The organism is Achromobacter xylosoxidans (assembly GCF_002192695.1).
Classification (GTDB): Bacteria; Pseudomonadota; Gammaproteobacteria; order Burkholderiales; family Burkholderiaceae_B; genus Achromobacter; species Achromobacter xylosoxidans_C.
The window spans coordinates 25,391-43,774 of the sequence record NZ_MTLG01000112.1; the positions used below are offsets into that span (position 1 = coordinate 25,391).

At 66.0% G+C, this 18,384-nt stretch carries 17 protein-coding genes; 5 read left to right on the plus strand and 12 right to left on the minus strand.

Features of this window, described 5'->3' with window-relative positions:
• Window positions 1-3: 3 nt before the first annotated feature.
• The 12 genes from BRO63_RS27485 to BRO63_RS27540 all read right to left on the minus strand — a co-directional run bounded on the left by BRO63_RS27485 (window position 4) and on the right by BRO63_RS27540 (window position 10,172).
• Window positions 4-345, minus strand: a complete 342-nt coding sequence (locus BRO63_RS27485; RefSeq protein ID WP_088142828.1) for a hypothetical protein — start codon at window positions 343-345, stop codon at window positions 4-6.
• Window positions 346-364: 19 nt separating this feature from the next.
• Window positions 365-727 carry a hypothetical protein gene (locus BRO63_RS27490; RefSeq protein ID WP_088142829.1) on the minus strand — a complete coding sequence of 121 codons (363 nt, stop codon included), beginning with the start codon at window positions 725-727 and terminating at the stop codon, window positions 365-367.
• 9 nt (window positions 728-736) lie between these two features.
• Window positions 737-1,105 carry a hypothetical protein gene (locus tag BRO63_RS27495; protein ID WP_143219519.1) on the minus strand — a complete coding sequence of 123 codons (369 nt, stop codon included), beginning with the start codon at window positions 1,103-1,105 and terminating at the stop codon, window positions 737-739.
• The gene (locus tag BRO63_RS27500; RefSeq protein WP_143219520.1) at window positions 1,098-1,415 is read right to left on the minus strand and encodes a hypothetical protein; all 318 of its coding nucleotides are present in this window, start codon (window positions 1,413-1,415) and stop codon (window positions 1,098-1,100) included. The genes BRO63_RS27495 and BRO63_RS27500 overlap by 8 nt, the downstream gene beginning before the upstream one ends.
• Before the next feature lie 66 nt (window positions 1,416-1,481).
• The gene (locus BRO63_RS34080; protein WP_143219521.1) at window positions 1,482-1,703 is read right to left on the minus strand and encodes a hypothetical protein; all 222 of its coding nucleotides are present in this window, start codon (window positions 1,701-1,703) and stop codon (window positions 1,482-1,484) included.
• 453 nt (window positions 1,704-2,156) lie between these two features.
• Entirely contained in the window at window positions 2,157-2,507 is a 351-nt protein-coding gene (locus BRO63_RS27510; RefSeq protein WP_088142833.1) for a hypothetical protein, read from the minus strand.
• A complete protein-coding gene (locus BRO63_RS27515; RefSeq protein ID WP_143218600.1) occupies window positions 2,500-2,838 on the minus strand; it encodes a hypothetical protein in 339 nt (112 codons plus the stop codon). Before BRO63_RS27515 ends, BRO63_RS27510 begins: the two co-directional genes overlap by 8 nt.
• A gap of 66 nt (window positions 2,839-2,904) precedes the next feature.
• Window positions 2,905-3,261 carry a hypothetical protein gene (locus tag BRO63_RS27520; protein ID WP_088142835.1) on the minus strand — a complete coding sequence of 119 codons (357 nt, stop codon included), beginning with the start codon at window positions 3,259-3,261 and terminating at the stop codon, window positions 2,905-2,907.
• Complete coding sequence (locus BRO63_RS27525) at window positions 3,254-3,607, minus strand: hypothetical protein (RefSeq protein WP_088142836.1); 354 nt, start codon at window positions 3,605-3,607, stop codon at window positions 3,254-3,256. The genes BRO63_RS27520 and BRO63_RS27525 overlap by 8 nt, the downstream gene beginning before the upstream one ends.
• A 61-nt stretch (window positions 3,608-3,668) precedes the next feature.
• A complete protein-coding gene (locus BRO63_RS27530; RefSeq protein ID WP_179215238.1) occupies window positions 3,669-6,053 on the minus strand; it encodes a phospholipase D-like domain-containing protein in 2,385 nt (794 codons plus the stop codon).
• A gap of 37 nt (window positions 6,054-6,090) precedes the next feature.
• The gene (locus BRO63_RS27535) at window positions 6,091-9,396 is read right to left on the minus strand and encodes a type VI secretion system Vgr family protein (protein WP_088142838.1); all 3,306 of its coding nucleotides are present in this window, start codon (window positions 9,394-9,396) and stop codon (window positions 6,091-6,093) included.
• A gap of 26 nt (window positions 9,397-9,422) precedes the next feature.
• Entirely contained in the window at window positions 9,423-10,172 is a 750-nt protein-coding gene (locus tag BRO63_RS27540; RefSeq protein WP_088142839.1) for a hypothetical protein, read from the minus strand.
• A gap of 310 nt (window positions 10,173-10,482) precedes the next feature.
• Here BRO63_RS27540 and BRO63_RS27545 point away from each other — a divergent pair, with 310 nt between their 5' ends.
• The 5 genes from BRO63_RS27545 to BRO63_RS27565 all read left to right on the plus strand — a co-directional run bounded on the left by BRO63_RS27545 (window position 10,483) and on the right by BRO63_RS27565 (window position 18,352).
• Complete coding sequence (locus tag BRO63_RS27545; RefSeq protein WP_088142840.1) at window positions 10,483-11,334, plus strand: M15 family metallopeptidase; 852 nt, start codon at window positions 10,483-10,485, stop codon at window positions 11,332-11,334.
• 28 nt (window positions 11,335-11,362) lie between these two features.
• Complete coding sequence (locus tag BRO63_RS27550) at window positions 11,363-12,751, plus strand: hypothetical protein (protein WP_088142841.1); 1,389 nt, start codon at window positions 11,363-11,365, stop codon at window positions 12,749-12,751.
• A gap of 119 nt (window positions 12,752-12,870) precedes the next feature.
• Window positions 12,871-16,575: a type VI secretion system membrane subunit TssM gene (gene tssM / locus BRO63_RS27555; RefSeq protein ID WP_088142977.1), complete on the plus strand. Its 3,705-nt coding sequence runs from the start codon at window positions 12,871-12,873 to the stop codon at window positions 16,573-16,575.
• Window positions 16,572-17,555, plus strand: a complete 984-nt coding sequence (tagF, locus tag BRO63_RS27560) for a type VI secretion system-associated protein TagF (RefSeq protein ID WP_088142842.1) — start codon at window positions 16,572-16,574, stop codon at window positions 17,553-17,555. The genes tssM and tagF overlap by 4 nt, the downstream gene beginning before the upstream one ends.
• A gap of 2 nt (window positions 17,556-17,557) precedes the next feature.
• The gene (locus BRO63_RS27565; RefSeq protein WP_088142843.1) at window positions 17,558-18,352 is read left to right on the plus strand and encodes an OmpA family protein; all 795 of its coding nucleotides are present in this window, start codon (window positions 17,558-17,560) and stop codon (window positions 18,350-18,352) included.
• Window positions 18,353-18,384 lie beyond the last annotated feature (32 nt).

Below are 18,384 nucleotides of genomic sequence, written 5' to 3' on the forward strand. Positions count from 1 at the left end.
GCCTCAGCCGCCTGACCGGCGGTTCCAGATCGCGCCGCCCCATATCCAGCCCGCGAGGGCCAGCGCCAGCATCGCGATCATGAATTCCACCCGGTGCTGCTGCGGCACCGGATTCAGGTGGGACAGGGTCAGGAATGGCTCCACGGACAGTAGTTCGGTAGCCGCAAGCGAACTGAAAAACATCGCCAGCACCAGGCCCGTGAAGCGCGGACGCGCGCCGCGCGTCTCCTTGTCGCCCGTGATGAACCACAGCAGGCGAATCAGCTGTATCGCCGTCGCGGCGAACGGCACGCAGATGGCCAATGCCAGGGCGCCCAACGCAAGAAAGCCGTAGATCGACATCATGCGTGAACCCTGGCCCCCGCTAAGACGCGCGGGTCCCGATCATGCGCAGCACGCGGTCCCGGATCGACCGCCCATAGGCCCAGCACCACACAGCCAGCGCCAGCATCGCAACGGTGAAATAGGCCCTGGCCTCGATCGGAACCGGATTCATCTCCGAAATCGTCAGAAAGGGTTCATACCCCACGAAATCGCTGGCGGCCAGGGTGCTGAAGATCAGCGCCAGCACCGGCCCCGTGAAATGCGGCCGCTCGCCGCGCGTGGCCTTGTCGGCCCAGAAGGACCAATGGATGAAACGGCTTAGCTGGATCGTCACCGCGAACAGCGGGATGACGACGGCGAGCATCAGGACGATGAGGGCAACGAGGACTTGAGGCGGAAGCATGGCGGGATTTTAACGGCTGCGGGAAACGGCGCCGCGCCCGATACGGGCGCGTAGCGCCAGCCCGAACACCGCCATTCCCATCGACAGCGACAGCAAGCGCAAGGCTTCCAGCGCCTTGTCGAAATAGGCCGGCTGATCGAACTGGACGGCGACGCCATAGCCGAAGACGGCGTAAGCAATGCAGGCCAGCAGAAACACCGCCATCAGCGCGATCGTGACGTCGCGCACCGCGCGCCAGGCCCTGGCCGAAAGCCCCGGAAGATTGGACTCCAGGCACAGCAGGATTCCAGCGCCCCACCAGAGCGGAACGATCTGGAATATCCCCCAGGCCAGCAATTCGCCGGACTGCAGGACATTGGCGGGATACACCTCATTCATGGCCGCGCTCCCGCTTCGCCATTCGCCGATGGACCAGCAGGACGATCAGGGCGGTAAGTAGAGACGGGCTCATGTACGGCATCAGCCCAAGCAGCGGAAACTCGTAGCCGCTGTCATGGTTGGTCGCCAGCCAATAGAACATGCCCAGCAGGACCAGCGCAAAAACCCAGACCGCCAGCATTCCAGCCGATATCCCGCGTCTGAAGGACCGCGTCCCCAGCCGGCCAAAATGCTGGGGCCATCGGCAGATGATCAGCGCCAGGACGCCCGCCGCCGGCACCAGGTAGGCCGTCGACTGGGCGATCAACATGCCAGACTCGGCAATCGCAGCAAGGACCGCGCGCAAATTCTTCTCCCAGGGCTAGAACCGACGCTCTCAGCGCAATCTGTGGCGCAGCGTCGGGCCGATCCGAGGCAGGATCAGCGATGGCCCCAGATAGTAGGGCAAGCGGGGCAGAAAAGTAACCGTACCGCCGGTCATAAGTCGAACGACGATATGGATGATTCGAATCGGCTGGCCATTCAGGCCCAGCCGCCGCCGTCGAAGATTCGACTCCCGACCAATTCCCGCAAGCCCTGGCACCACGTTGTCAACCATTACCCCTTTCCGCCCGGCGCATCTTGCATCGGACAATCCCCCCGATGAGCGACAAGATCATTGACGGCCCCAGATAAACCAGGAAGGAGAGCAAGAGGAAACCATAAGACCGCGAATAGTTCTCGGTGACATGATTGAGCAACAATGCGCCCGCGATAGCGAAGAGCCAGACCGCTACCATGACAAAGGAAAATGCCCTGCGTGACGCTGAAGATCCCAAAACCCCAAATCTGCCAGGCCAGGCCTGGACGGCGACTCCCAAAAGGCAGACAAGTGGCAGCGCGTACATCAACGCCTGTGCCGTCCGAAACGCCCTTTCGGCGGACCAAAGCATCAAGTCGTCCAATACCGTCTCCCAAGATAGTTAGCGGAAACTGTGCTGGGCGTCCCCTTTTCCGATAAGGGTTCCGTCATGCGCAGCGCCGTTTCAGCAACGCCCTCAAAAAACGCAACCTAGACGGCGGGCCGGGCACGCGCACGCAGCACCAGTCCGAGCACCGCCATCCCGATGGATAGCGACAATGCCCACAAGGCATCCCCGGTCATGTGAAAATATCCGGGCTTATCGAAAACAGCGGCAACGCTGTATCCGAAGATGGCATAGACGCCGCACACCAACAGAAAAACGGCCATCATGACGGCGACGACATCACGTACCCTACGCCAAACTTTCGGCAACAGCCCAGGAAGATGGGACTCGACGCATAAAAGAATGCCTATACCCCAAACAACTGGAAGAAGCTGAAAGAGGTTTACGGCCAGAGATTTGCCAAAAAGAAGAATATTGACGGGGAACTCATACATGTTCGCGGTCCCTCCGCGCCAATCGCCAATGGGCCAATAACGCAACGAGAGACATGATGAGCGACGGACTCATGTAAGTCATCAGCCCAAGCATCGCATAGCCGTATCCGTTGTCGTATCGGCTAGCAACCCAATAAAGCAGGAAGAGCAATGACAGCGCGAACACCCAAATCGCCGCCATTCCTCCCGAAATCCAACGCCTGGAAGCCACCGTTCCCAGCTTGCCAAAGCGCTGTGGCCAAAGATGGATGATCACCGCCAACACGCATGCAAGCGGCAATACGTAGCAGGAGGATCGGACGATCAACACTCCGAATTCAGCGAGCGCCATCAAGATTTCCCGCAAACTAGGCCTCCATCCAACCGCCCGCTCTTCTTTTCTATTTTCGAAAAATCGTCATGAGTTCTGCCTGGATCGACGATGAATCCACAGCACAACTCCTGCCAATGCCAGCGCGATCGACACCCACATCGTGGACAAGGTACGTACAGTAAGGTTCGTGAACCCGTGATCATCGAAATAGACAGCCACTGCCGAACCGTATATTGCGTAGACAACCACGTACACCAGAAACAGCGCCATCAGCGCCACGATCACATTCCGCAAGAGACGCCAGGTCGTCGACCGCAACCATGGCAGGTCGGACTCGATACACAATAGCAAGCCGACGGCCCATACCACGGGCAGCAGCGATATCGTTTCCGTGGCGAAGGTCTCTCCCGCCTTTAGCAGCGTGAGCGGAACATCAATCATCCTCTTCGTCCCTGACGCGAGTCTTGTATCGGACGATCAATCCGATCAGAGACAAGACCAGCGACGGCGCCATATAGGCAAGAAAAGCGACCAGGACAAAACCATGCTCCCGGGAATAGCTCCGCGAAACATAGAGGAGCAGAAAAAATCCCACGATCGCCAACAGCCATACGGCCGCCATGACTATCGCGAGCCCCTTGCGTGCGGCCGACGATCCCAATGCTCCGAAGCGATGCGGCCAGATATGAACCGCAATCCCCACGACGCAGACTAGCGGGAGCACGTACACCAGGGCGTACGCGGTCTGAAACGCCATATCGGCAGCCCAGATCAAGAATTCACGCACGACTTGTCTCCTAGGGCGTCAACCGGCGGCACCAACTGCCGCACGGCGGGCAAGAACCTCATCATGCTGCCTGTTCTTCTTTCTTGCTTTCAAAAAAGTCTTCCTTCGGCTTACTCGTCTGCTCCGCGATGACGCTATCCAGGACACGTCCCGGCGGCTTCGGCGTATCTCCTTCGCCAGCCCCCCACGCCAAGGGCATTTCAACGAAAAACCCCTTAACTTTGGAACGCAAATAGGCAATTGCCTGTTCGATCTTATGCTCTGAATTCGCCATGTACGTCGGCTGCAAATCAGGCAACTTGGTGAAATCGTATTCCCCCGAGGGCGGACCGTCGACCAGAATATAGCCATCACGCAGCTTGCCGTCCGGCCCGACATTGCCGATTGGAACGCCATTGACCTCGTATTTCTTGACCTGTGTATAGATCGGAGGAAAGGCTTTGCGTCCATCCAGGAGCTTGCGGAAACTGTTGCGAGGCGTATGCCGGAAAACAGTGCTATAGGCCTCGCGGTTATCGTGCGCGAGCTGCTGCAAAGCCCCGATGCTGGAGGGATCCAAAGGTCTCTCCAGACTGATTCCTTGCGGTACGCCGGCAGCCTTCTGCACGCCTGTCGAGCCGCTCTCAACCATCATGCCAAAGTGCTTGCGCCAGAGCTTCATGCGCAGGTCTCGGGCGAATTTCCGCGTCACGACTCTCACGCCTGCGCCAACATCGGTCATCGCAGCCCCATCGTCGTCCACTACCACGGCAGCCAGTTCGGTATCGCCGTTCCCGTTCAGGCTGCGATCGTTGATGTTCGCGCTGCCGATGATGGCGACCGCATCGTCGACGATGGTCAGCTTGCTGTGTACGTAGATCATCTCCGTAACAACACCCAGACGTGTCGAACCGTAGTTCCGCAGATTCAACACTGTCAGGTACTTGCGCCATTCGTCCGCCATGCCCCAATTGGCAAGCGCGACAGCGATGTCCGCGTTCGTCTGGGCTGGCTGAGCCACCTTCCTGGTCTTGCGGTGCTTGGCGTACAGTGTGGCGTTGATTCGATGCACCAGGCTGTTGCGCGCGCGCTTGACGCCCTGTAGCGCCCACCACGTCTGGGACATGGTCGCCGGCTCTTCCAACAGGCCTTCCGGATGCTCTGGCAGCACCAGCCACACATGGAAGGGCCGGTCCGCATAGATCGCCGCCCCTATCGCATTGGCCAATTCCGGAATGATGGGATTCGTCCCCGGCGACGTTTTCTTGCCGAGCTGATCCACCCCGCAATCGGAAATGAAGAACTGATTCTCGATGTAGATGTAGGCCTGCGCCGACCGGATGCAGTTGACCATCGCGTCCCGGATGCTGGTCTGATGGTTAGCCGCCCACTTCGCCCGGGCGGCCTGAACTATCTTCCGGCGCTTCGGGTTGGGCGTCTTCCAGTCGTCGTTGACGTACTTGTAATTGTCGCCCCAGAGTTTCAGTTCATCCCGCAACTGTGTCGACGAGGCCGAACGGCATATCTGCACCGTGGCATTGCCGCTGCCGCGCGTCTGCGGATCAAGCAAATGCTGAGACCCCTTCGCTCGGTCGAACCAACTCGCATCCATGCTTGGATCGAACACATTGGTACCCGCGCGCGCGAAGCTGTTCCAACGCAACACAAAGTTCAGGAAAACGTCGAAGGCCGCGGGGCCCTCGACTTTCATGGCCACGTCTTCCCATGGTTCGCGCGGCTGCCGCAAGGGATCGAGCAGAGCTCCGCCCAACGGAGGCTCAAATCCCGGCAGTCCCCCCGAGGCCCGGGTGAGGTCCAGCTCTGCCTGGGTCGCCTTCCTGGCCGCCACAAGCTGCGCGTTGTACGCGTCGTTCAACACGTGGATTTTCGGGTCGATGACGACATCGAAGGACGGAGTCTCCCAACGGCCATAGGCCAGATCGATTCCGCCCAGGAATGCTTGTTTTCCGTCCACCAGCACGAACTTCTGATGATGGGAAAAAAAAGTGTTTGTTGCCGGAATCCGCCCCGTATTGGCATTCTGCAGCATGACACGGATGGAACCCTTGCCCTTGGGCAAGCCATGCAGCATGTCCTGCGTCGTGTCATCGTGCGTATTTAGAGCCATACTGATCGAATCGTAGAGCAGGATGCGCACATGCACCCCGCGCTGTATCGCGGCCGCCAGCAGCGAAGACAGACGGCCCGGATGCCCGTTCTCGCCGCGCCGCTCCAGCTCCACGTCGTAGTCCATCTGCCAGTCCGCGATCATGATGAAGCTTTGCGCCCCGCGGATCGCGGCCGCCACGGCCGCCATGTATTCCCGGCCGGTGATGTAGGACTCGCAGCGGTTGCCATACCGCGGCATGGCGAAGGGCTGGTTCAGGTCGAAGTACTGGCCCGATACCGTCGTCATCGTGTCCGGGACGATCTGCGCGGTGTACTGGTCTATGTCGAGTTTATCCATGGCCTTTTTCTTGAACGCAAGCCGGCGGGCGCCTGCCTTATGCCTTCGTCTTGGGTTTGAGCGTCTCCAGGCCCTGCGCCGAGCCGTCGGCCAGGGCATGCTCGGACAGCCAGTCGGCGTGCGCCGTGTCCAGTTCCGAACCCTTGCGCGCAAAATTTAGGGCATCGAGAATCCGCTCCGACGTCGCCTGTTCCGAGGTCGTCGTCCAACGCGCTGGCGTCATGGCTTGCGCGGTCAGGCCGCTGATCAGCCATACGCGGCCGGGATTTGCCATCACTTCGCTATGGACGGCGTATTGCTGCGCTTCCGTCAGGCCGAGTTCGCCGCCGGCGGGCGTCTTCCCTTCGCCCAAGACCTCGGACCACTCCGACGAATCGAACACCTGGGGATTGATGCGTCCACCCTGTTGAACCACGTTCAGTTCCGCAGGCACCTTCACGATCCGCCAGGTCTCGCCCTCCGGCGCGATGCCATGGGCCCCCGGCATGTCCTGCAGGCGCAGGGCCAGCTTCATCGGCGCGGGCGCGCTCTGCACGAACACGGGCAGGGCATAGGACATCTGGTCCGGCCCGGCAAACTGCTTGTTCCCCGTCTTCACGTCGATGCGCCCCGGCGCGGTCACCGTGATGTTGCCGCCTTCCAGCACGATGCTGGCGCCGGCCGCGGTGGCGATGCGGATGCGTTTGGGCGCGGCACATTCCACGTTGGTCGTGGCGCTGCCGATGGTGATGTCCTTCTGCGCCTGCACGCGCAGGATGTCGTGCTGGGCCTGTACGTGCACGTCGCCCGTGGCGGAGATCAGGTCCAGGCCGGAGTCCGCGCCGCCCTGCTGCAGGCCGGCGACGATGCCCAGGCCCTGCCCGGTATGCACGCGCAGCGCGCCCATCACGGCCAGGTTCTGGTCCTTGCCGGCCGACCAGTGCACGGTCTCGCCGGCGGTGTATTGCATGTGTTCGCCGGCGACCTGCGCCAGCCCCGCGCGCGCGGCCATGAACACGACCGGATCGGTCAGGTGCGGCACCTTGCCCTCGGCCGCCTGGGTGTGCTTGGCCGAGGCGTCGCTGCGCGCGCCGTCCAGGCTGTCGCCCGCGACGGTGCCGGACACGGCGCGATGCATGGCCGCCAGCGGCGCCTTGCCGTCGTCCAGCACGCTGGCTTCCGGTCCCCTGGAGCCCAGCGCGCTTGCCAGCCGCAAGCCCTGGTGCGCGCCGACCACGCCGTCCAGCGAACGCGCCATCTGGTCGGCCTGGCTGGCCAGCGCCTGCAAGCCCGCGGCTTCGCCTGCGGGGCCGGCGGAGGCGCCGGTGCCGGCGTAGGTGCTGAGCAGCACGCCCGCGCCGCCGCGCACGGCGCCATAGGCATCGGTGCGCAGCTCGGCGCCCAGGCCGCGCAGGCCGCCGCGGTAGTTGCCGGCCTGATGGATCAGGTGGCCCAGGTTCAGTTCACTGGCTTCCAGGCTGCTCTTGATCTGCACGCGCAGTTGTCCGTCGCTGTCGTCGAACACGATCTGGTTGTAGCCCGAGCCGCCGAACTCCTTGCTCTTGAAGCCGCTGAGCGCGGCGGCGTTGCGGTGGTTCTCGTCGCCGCCGGCCGCGCCATGCCAGGCGGGCGCATTGCCTCCCGCCAGGTTGGCCTGGGCGCTGGGCGCGCTATCGCGCGCGGCGGCGTAGACCTCGGTGTCGGCCTGGCCGCCGTCGCGGCCGCCCGGCGTGGCGGGCGTGCCGCCCTCGCCGCGGCCGTTGTACAGCGCGCCCACGACGATGGGCTGGTCCACGTCGTCGTCCAGGAAGCGCACCAGCACCTCCTGGCCGATGCGCGGCACGAAGCTCATGCCCATGCCTGCGCCCGATTGGCGCTGAGCCACGCGGGCCCAGCGGCTCTTGGCCAGCCCCTCCGCGCCGTCGGCCTGCCAATGGAAACGGATGCGCACGTCGCCGCGCTTGTTGCGCAGGATCTCGTCCTGCTCCCGCGGCTGCACCGCGCCGTCCGCGTCCGTGACGATGGCGGTGTGCACGCCATGGACCGAAGGCGCGCCGCTCAAGCGCGCGCCGCGCGCCTGCGGCAGCGCCGGCCGCCAGGGGCGGTCGCAGCGCACCGCCTGGAAGCGATTGGCATAGCCAACCTCGCGCGCCTTCGCCAACACGGCAGCGTCGGCCCGCGACTGCTCGGCGCGCGCGCGCTCTACGCCTGGCGACTCGGGAGCCTCGGCGTCCAACGCCAGATACGCGTCCAGCCCGCCCAGCCGCTGCGCCAGCGAGGCGCGGGTCTCGGGCGGCAGATTGTTGATGCCTACGTGCTCGACCCGGTCCAGCGCGAAGGCGGGTTCGAAGCCCTCTTCAGCGGCGGGACCCAGCGGAGACATGTTCTGCAAAGTGAAGCGCGTGCCGGAACGGAAGGTACGCACGCTGCCCAGGCCGACAAAGGTTTCCGCAGCGGCCTGCACCGCTTCCATCGCCAAGGTCGCCTGGCGCCGCGCCTCGGCTTCATCGGCAAAGCTGCCGTGGCCGGCCACTTCGTACCATTCCAGACCAGCCTCTTCGCCGCCTTCGACGGGACCCGCCAGCGCCTCGGCCGCCACCGCGCGCTTGCCGCCGCCATGCCAGCCCAGGACCGTGACGCGGTCCGGGCCGCGCCGCCATTGGCGCGCCATGGCCTGCACGGTGTCGCGCGATTCGGTCGCGCCCGCGCGATGAAAGCGCACGCCCCCGCCCGCGGACTCCGAGTCCTCGGCCAGGCCGCGGCTATCAGCGAAGATCAGCACGACGTGACGCGCAGGAACCTCCGGGTCTTCGGCCACCGTCCAGCCCAGTCCCGCTTCGGCCAGCAGGCGGCTGATGAAGTCATAGTCGGTCTCGCGGTACTCCGTGGTGTAGGGGCGCGGCGCCACGCCAGCCTGCGCTTCGGCCGCGTCGGCGGCCACGCGATGCACATAGCCTTCGTAGCCGCCCAGCACATGGCCGACGATGTCCAGCACGGAACGCGCTTCGAACACGCGGCTGTTGCGCTGCTGCGTGGCCAGCCACAGCCAGGGCGCGATGGTCAGGCGGTAGCGCGCCAGGCCCGCGTCGCCCGACAGCAGCTCGGCTTCGCGCACCAGGCCGCTGCGGCCCGCGCGGCTGCCGTCGGCCCGGGTGGTCCACAACGTCGCGGGGCGTCCGATCATGTCGCGCAAATCCAGACCGGCGTTATCCGACAGCGCGACCACGCGCGTTTGCGAAACGCCCGACAAGGCTTCGCGCGCGATCCAGCCCTCGACCTGCAGCGAGGCGAGCGCGCCCTCGCCTTCCAGGCTGAAAAGGCGGGCGTCGGAACTGAACAAGCCGGGGGTTGCAGTCGGATCCATTGCGGGGAAAAACCTTCTCTGAGGACTCAGGGTTCGACCTGGGCTTGCGGATTCGGGCATTCGGGCGCGGTGCCCCAATAACCCGAACACACCCGCAAGCGGCATTGCTCGCTTTCCAGGAAGCCCAGCTTGCGGCATTGCTCCAGGCGCGCCGCCAAGGGCGAGCCCGGCAGTTCGCGCACGAAGACGCCGTCGTTCTTGTAGACCTTGGTCCCGGGCGGCGAAGCCGGTGGCAGGCCATAGGACATCAGCGCAGCCAGCAATGCGGCGTCGGAATCGTTGCGTGGCGTCTTGGCGCGCTGCGGCGCGGCCTGGGGCGACGCCTTGGGCGAGGCCTGCGCGGTGTTCGCGCGCGGCACTGTGGGCCCGGCAGCCTTGGGCGCGGCGGCCTGCGCCTGCAACGCAGCGCGAGGCTGCGGCGGCGTAGCGGTGACGGCCAGCGCAGACAAGGGGTTCTCGGGCGTCCGGTCCTCATCGGCATTGGGAAGTCCCAATTGCGCGAGAGGATGGTCTTCGATGACGGCCGCGGAAGAAGGCTGCGGGTCGGGATCGGCAGCGGCCACGCGCGCACCCGCTGTTGTAGCGGCTGGCGCGGCGACGGGCTGCGCCGGCGGCGTAACAGGAGGAGTCGATTCAGCGACCACAGGCAGCGGCGGCGTATCGAACACGCTATATAGCACCGCGCCCGCAGCGCCCGTCAGCAACAGCAGCAGCAAGGCCAGCGGCAAGCGGGAACGGCGCTTGGGCGCCAGGTGTTTGACTTCGGCGTCCGGCACTCGCCCCTCTAGCGCGGCGAGGATGCGCGACGCCGCGCGTTCATCCGGTGACGGTGAGCGTCCTGCGAGCAAGCTGGGAACAGAGGTCGGTGATCGCGATCTTTTTTCGTCTTCTGCCATGCGAAGTCCCGTGTCTGCAGGGGCTGTCAGCACCCCTGTAACCAAGGGGTTCGAGAATACCTGATGACTTCTTTCGCATCACCGTTTCTTGTTACGAGTTCTAAGCCACGGACGCGTTTTGCAACGTCCAAGCGCTTGCCTGAATCCCGAATAGAACAAAAGATTACGCCTTCGTAACTGAGGGACCTCCTTGCTGCTCCTGCTGCCGCTCTACTTTCTGCTCGCCATCGGCGTCTCCGCGTTGCTTGTCTTTCCGTCCTTGCGGGAGGCCACGGCACGGGGAGCGCGCGCGTTCGCGCAGGGAATACGCCAGGGCATGGCGCGCGGCGCGGGACACGCCGGCGGGGCCGTGGGCGACTCCGCGCAGGCGCTGCGCACGGGCTTCGGAAAGGCCGGCGGCGCGTTTTCGGCGTACCGCTGGCACATCGCCGCAGTGCTGTTGGTTGTGCTGCTTCCGTCACTTTTCGCTTTCGTCATGCGACACAATCACACATTTGTTTACGAGGATCGGACCGCGGGTCCAGACCCTCGCATCCAGGCTTTGCTGACTGGCGAAAGACTGGTCCCGCCGCCCCCGCTGCCGCCTGAAGCGTTCACCACGCGCGAAGTGGAATTGGTGCGTCCCAACCTGGGCGGCGCCAGCCGCGACTGGAACCTGCTGGACGCCGATTACCGCCAGCGCCTGCTGGCCGCGTACCGCGTGATGCGCGAAGAGCACGGCTACGAGATGGTGCTGATCGAAGGCTATCGCAGCCCGGACCGCCAGGCGGAACTCGCGAAGATGGGCTCGCACGTGACCAATGCCGGCGCCTACCAGAGCTATCACCAGTTCGGCCTGGCCGCGGACAGCGCCTTCCTGCGCGACGGCAAGGTGGTCGTGTCCGAGAAGGATCCCTGGGCCATGCGTGGCTATGAACTCTTTGGCGAAACCGCCGAGCGCGTCGGCCTGACCTGGGGCGGCCGCTGGAAGATGATGGACTTCGGCCACACCGAGCTGCGCCGCCCGGGCGTCATGCGGCGCAATGGCGAGGCCGCGCAATGATCAACTTCGCAAGCGTCGGGTCGCATCCATGAGCCGCATACTCAAAACCGGGCTGCTGCTGGCCCTCGTCTTCGGCGTGGTCTGGCTCGCCGTCATCATCTGGTGGCAGGAATCGCGCACGCTGCCCACCGGCGTGGACATCGGCCTCTATCTGTTCGCGCTGCCGCTGGCGCTGATTGTCGCGGCATGGGGCGGCACGCGCATCGTCCGCGCGCGGCGCGAGGCCCGCGCCGCGCCGGCGCAGCCCGCGCAGGACAACACGGCCCAGGCGGCCGAGCCCGCGCCCGCCGCCGCGCGCCTGCGCGTGCTGGCCAGCGCCGCCAGCGCCGCAGCCGGAAGCGAACCTGCCGCCATCCACGCGGCGCTGACCGCGCAGCAGCGTCCGGACCTGGATCCGTCTTTCAAGAACACGCAGGGCTTTCCGGTGTTCAGCGCGCGCGCGCCGCAACTCGATACCGAGGCGCTGCGCGCGACGGCGCGCGAGGCCCGCGCCCCGGCCGCCGCGCTCGAGGAAGAATGCGTGCGTGCAACCGCCCTGCTGGCGGAAGTGGTGGAGGCGCTGTCGCAGGAGGCGCGCTCCATCGTGCTGAACCAGGGCGAACCGCAACGCGACGAGGCATGGCCGCTGCTGCAGCTGGAACTGCTGCTGCCGGCGCAATGGCCGGACGCCGTGCGCGACCATGCCGCGGACCAGATGCGCGCGACGGCTGCGTGGCCGGCCAGCCGCATCGCCTTGCGCCTGCATGCCGCGCAAGACGCGCTCGCCTGCGACGGCCTGTTGCGCCAGCTGGCGCAGGAACCCCTGACCGCGCGCAGCGCCACGCTGCGCCTGGTCGCGGTCGCCGACTCCTACATCGACGCCACGCGGGTCGAGCAATGGGACGCCGCCGGCCGGCTCATGACCAATGCCAACCCGCAGGGCCAGATTCCTGGCGAAGCCGCTGCGGGCCTGCTGCTGGACCTGGCCGCGCAAGCCTCGGGCGCTGAGCCCGCACGGGCCGACGCCGCGCTGACCCTGATCCTGTCGGCGCAAGCGCCGCGTTCGGTCGGCGCCGACGCGCGCGGCGCGCTGCATGAACCCCGGCTGACCGAATTGGCCGCGCAATTCCTGGCCGAACAAGGCCAGCCCGCCGATGGCGTGGCCGCGTTGATCAGCGATGCCGACCACCGCGGCAGCCGCCCGCTGGAGACCGCCGGCCTGGCTGCCGCGCTGTTTCCGGCGTTGGACCCCAACCAGGAATGCCTGGCGGTGAGCTCCGGTTGCGGCCATACCGGCGCGGCCGCGCATCTGCTGACCGTGGCCGTCGCGGGCGCCGCCTGCGCCCAGGCCGGCGCGCCCGTGCTCGCACTCATGACCCAGGACCCCGCGCTGCGGACGCTGGTGCTGGTGTCTTCCTCCGAACCCCTCCCCGCCTGACCCAAAAGAACATAGCTCAAACCATGCGCAGCCCCTCCGATCTCCTATCCGGCACTTCCCGCGCCATCAGCGAGGGCCGACATTGGTCCTCGCGCGCGCTGGCCAATCCCCGCACCTTCATGGCGCTCGGGCTGCTGGCCTTGGTGGTGTTCCTGTTCCTGTTCGCCGACACGGTGGAGATCGGCCTGATCTGGGCGGGCATCGCCCTGGGCATATGCGTACTGTTGTGGCTGTGCGCCTATCTGTGGCGCCGGCGGCGCACCCGAAAAGCCAACAAGAACCTGGGCGACATGCTGGAACAGCAGGTGCAGACGGGCGCGGCCGCCAACCGCAACGACGTGGAAGCGCTGCGCACGCGGCTGACCCAGGCGGTACGCACCATCAAGACCTCGAAGATCGGCCAGACCTCGGGCAACGAGGCCCTGTACGAGCTGCCCTGGTACATCGTCATCGGCAACCCCGCGGCCGGCAAGAGCAGCGCCGTGATCAATTCCGGCCTGCAGTTCCCCTTCGCGGACAAGAACGGCGCGGCGGTGCGAGGCGTGGGCGGCACGCGCAACTGCGACTGGTTCTTCACCACCGAGGGCATCCTGCTGGACACCGCCGGCCGCTACTCGGTGCATGAAGAGGACCGCAATGAATGGATGGGCTTCCTGGACCTGCTCAAGCGGCACCGTCCCAAGGCACCCATCAACGGCATCATCGTGGCCGCCAGCATCGACGAGCTGACGGGCGCAGGCCCCGAGTTCGCGATCAACCTGGCCAAGAACCTGCGCCAGCGCGTGCAGGAGCTGACCGACCGCCTGGAAGTGTTCGCGCCGGTCTACATCATCTTCACCAAGGCGGACCTGATCTCGGGCTTCAGCGAGTTCTTCTCCGACAGCGACCAGAGCGAGCGCGACCGCGTCTGGGGCGCAACCCTGCCCTACGGCGCCGAGGAAAACCGCGACGTGCTGGCGCTGTTCGACAGCCGCTTCGACGAGCTGTATGAAGGCCTGAAGGAAATGGGCACGGCGCAGATCTCGCTGCGCAACAGCCGCGACCTGCCGCCGGGCCTGCTGACCTTTCCGCTGGAATTCGCCGGCATCAAGCCCGCGCTGCGCACCTTCCTGTCGACGCTGTTCGAAACCAATCCGTTCCAGTACAAGCCGGTGTTCCGCGGCTTCTACTTCACCAGCGCGCTACAGGAAGGCGTCACGCAAAGCACGTCGACCGAACGGCTGGCCGAACGCTTCGAGCTGCGGCCCGCAGCGCGCGCGCAGTCGCGCAGCGTGACCTCCAACAACGGCTTCTTCCTGCGCGAGCTGTTCTCCAGCGTGATCTTCGCGGACAAGAAACTGGTGCGCCAGCACGCCAGCCCCGCCAAGACGCGCATGCGCTACCTGGCCTTCTTCGGCCTGGTGCTGGCGCTGGGACTGGTGCTGGGCGGCTGGAGCTGGTCGTACCTGGGCAACCGGCAACTGGCGCAGAACGTGCAGGCCGACCTGGACAAGGTGGTCCGCCTGCAAAGCGAACGCACCGACCTGCAGAGCAGACTGGAAGCGATGGAGATCCTGCAGGACCGCATCGAGCAGCTGGACCGTTATTCCTCCAGCCGGCCGTGGTCCCTGGGACTGGGCCTGTACCAGGGCGACGTGCTGAAGGAGCGGCTGCTGGCCGAGTACTACAACGGCGCGCGCCAATTCATGCTGGCGCCGGTGAAGGCCAGCCTGGAAGACTTCCTGGCCAAGGTCGATACCTCTGCCGCGGCGGCCAACGGGAGCACGCCGCAACCGGCGCCGCAGCAGGCCCGCGCCGCGCACGCGACCAATGGCGACACCCTGTTCCAGGACGCCTCGCCCACCAATGCGGACGACGCCTACAACGCGCTCAAGACCTACCTGATGATGGCCAATCATCAGCACGTGGATCCCACGCACCTGTCCGACCAGATCACGCGCTTCTGGCGCGGCTGGCTGGAGACCAACCGCGGCGCCATGCCGCGCGACCAGCTGATCCGCAGCGCCGAGCGGCTGATCTCGTTCTACGTCGGCCGCGCGCAGGACGAAGGCTGGCCGCAGATCGACACCAACCTGGCGCTGGTCGAGAAGACCCGCGGCAGCTTGCGCGCCGTGATGCAGGGCATGCCGGCGCGCGAACGCGCCTATGCCACGCTCAAGGCGCGCGCCGCCACGCGCTTCCAGGCCATGACGGTGGCGCGCATCGTGGGCGAGAACGACGCGGGCGTGGTCGCGGGCAGCTATGCCATCCCCGGCACCTTCACGCGCGAAGCCTGGGAGCAGTACATCCAGCCCGCCATCGGCGAGGCCGCCAAGAAGGAAGTGCAGACCAGCGACTGGGTGCTGGGCGTGAACGCGCGCGACGACCTGACGCTGGAAGGCAGCCCGGAGCAGATCCAGAAAAGCCTGGCGACGATGTACAAGACCGAGTACGCCGAGGAATGGCAGAAGTTCCTGCGCGGCGTGACGATCAAGCCCTTCACGAGCTTCGAACAATCGGTGGGCGCGATGAACCGCCTGGGCGATCCACAGACCTCGCCCATCGCCAAGCTCATCAACACCACCTATGAGCAGACCTCCTGGGACAATCCCTCGCTGATCAACGCCGGGCTGCAGCAGGCGCAGAGCGGCGTGGTCGGCTGGTTCAAGCGCGTCATCCTGCGCCAGACGCCGCCGTCCGCGGCACCCGCCACCGCCGCCAACGGCGAGGCGATTCCGATGGGTCCGGTGGGGCGTGAATTCTCCGACGTGGCGCGGCTGGTGGTCACTCGCGACAACCAGTCGCTGCTGGGCAACTACATGGGCGCGCTGTCGAAGATCCGCACCCGCTTCAACCTGCTGAACAACCAGGGCGATCCCGGCCCGGGCGCGCTGACGCTGATGCGCCAGACGCTGGAAGGCAAGGACTCCGAACTGGCCGATGCGCTGAAGCTGGTGGACGAGCAGATGCTGGCAGGCATGTCGGCGACGCAGCGCGAGACCCTGCGTCCGCTGCTGGTGCGCCCGCTGATCCAGGCCTACGCCGTCACCATGCAACCGGCGGAGTCCGAGCTGAACAAGGTCTGGAATGCGCAGGTCTACCGTCCGTTCAACCAGACCCTGGCGGAGAAGTATCCCTTCGCCAGCCGCGCCAGCGTCGAGGCCAGCAGCGACGAGATCGGCCAGGTGTTCGGCCCGCAGGGCAGCATCGCCAGGTACGTCAACGACACGCTGGGTCCCCTGACCGTGCGCCGCGGCGACATCCTCACGGCGCGCACCTGGGGCGACATGGGCGTGAGCCTGCAGCCCGCTTTCACGGCCAACTTCGCGCAATGGGTGGCACCGCTTTCGGGTGGCGCGGCCGGCAGTGGCGCAGCCAGCCAGCCGCAGACGCTGTTCCAGATCCAGCCCAAGCCCGCGGCCGGCGTGACCGAGTACACGATCGAGATCGACGGCCAGCAGCTGCGCTACCGCAACACCCCGCCGCAGTGGGTCAATTTCGTGTGGCCCAACGCCCAGGGCGCCCCCGGCGCGCGCATCACCGCCACCACCTTCGACGGCAGCGTGGTCGAGATCGTCAACGAACCCGGCCGCTTCGGCCTGGAGCGCCTGATCGCCACCGCCCAGCGCACCGCCAACGCCGACGGCAGCTTCAACATGAGCTGGGGCAAATCCAACGTGACGGTGCCGGTGAAGCTGCGCATCATCAGCAACGCCCAGGCGCCCGGCGCCGGCGGCAGCGAGCCCGGCGGCAGCCAGGGCCTGCGCAACCTGCGCCTGCCCTCGTCCGTGATCGGCGCCTCTTCCGAATCCTCCGCCCAGACGCAACCCGGAGCGCCGCAATGAGCAACCCGCAGTCCCCCTTGTTCCGCACGGCCTACTTCGGCAAGATCCCCAGCCGCGGCGACTTCGTGAAGAACACCTCGCATCCGCAGCTGATGGCCACGCTGGATGCCTGGGTCGCCAGCACCATGGAGATGCTGGCGCAGGAGCCGCACTGGAAGGCGCTGTACGACGAGGCCGAGCCCATGCCGTTCGCCATCCTGGGATCGCGCGGCAAGCTGGCCATCGCGGGTCACCTGCAGCCCAGCCAGGACCTGTCGGGCCGCCGCTATCCTTTCCTGTCCGCCACCTCGGTGGAGGTGCAGAAGCCGCTGGCCTTCATCGCCCGCAGCCCCATCGCCTTCAGCCGCATGTGGAACCGCATGAGCGGCACCGCCGCCCTGCTGATGCAGGACAGCGATCCCGCCTCGGCGCTGCAGACGCTCAACGAACTGGAAGGCGAGATCCGCACGGCGGCCGACGACGGCTTCGACGCCTTCGTCGACCTGCAGACGCTGGAACGGCTGGAAGCGATGCTGCGCGGCAACGGCCACGCCGCGCGCGTGCACGACATCATCCTGGCGCTGGGCATCCTGCTGGAGCCGGTGATGTCCAGCGGCTCCTCGCAGCTGGACAAGGGACTGTCGCTGCCGCTGCCCGACGATCCGCTCTACATCAACCTGGTGGCCGCCTACTGGATGACGCTGATCTCGCCCTTCCTGTCGCGCGCGGACTTCGAGATCACCCTCTTCATCGGCCGCATCGCCGGCAAGCACCGGCTGGCGGTCGACTTCCGCGGCGCCTCGCCGCAGACCCTGGCCAGCCTGCTGTCCACGCCGCAGGCGTATGCCGAACAGCACATCGTGCTGGAAGACGCGCCCTGGGTCCGCAACCACGTGTCGGCCAGCCATGGCCTGGCCAAGCTGTCCAGCTACCTGGACCAGCCGCGCCTGTCCTTGCGCCTGGCGCTGGACACCTTTCTTGAAGTCTTCACCGGAGCCTGACCATGCGCTATTCCTTCTTGCTCATGGCCGCGCTGTATGCCTGCACGGCCACAGCCCAGGACGCGGCCACGGTGGTGCCCGCCAACGTCATCCCCCAGCCCGGCCAGGTCGTGGCCAGCGGCGCCGTGCCGGACGAGGCCACCAAGGCCAACGTGCTGGCGCGGCTGCAGCAGGTGTACGGCGTGGGCAACGTGATCGACCAGATCGATGTGGGCGGCGTGGTCGCGCCGCCCAACTGGTCCGAGCACGTCGGCAAGCTCATCGGCCAGCCATTGAAACAGATCAACCGCGGCCAGCTGGAAATCGACGGCACCCAGATCCGCCTGCGCGGCGAAGTGCAGAACGAAGCCTCGCGCCAGCAGATTGCCAGCGCCTTCGCGACCTCGCTCAATCCCACCTACAAGATCGTCAACGGCCTGCGCGTGTCCGCCAGCAAGGACGAGCAGGGGCTGCTCGACCAGGTCCTGACCAACCGCGTGGTGGAATTCGAGACCGGCAGCGCCACGCTCACCACGCGCGGCCGCGAGCTGCTGGACAAGGTGGCGGACGTGGTGCCCAAGCTGCACAGCGACAAGGTGCAGATCATCGGCCACACCGACAGCTCCGGCAGCCGCAGCACCAACCTGGCGCTGAGCCAGGCGCGCGCCGACGCCGTCAAGACCTACCTGGTGGACAAGGGCCTGCCGCCCGCGCGCTTCGAGACGCTGGGAGCCGGCCCCGACCAGCCGCTCGCCACCAATGCCACGGCGGAAGGCCGCGCCAAAAACCGCCGCATCGAGTTCCGCGCCAGCCGCTAGGCGCCTGGCCGGCCCGCAAGGGCCGGTTGCCG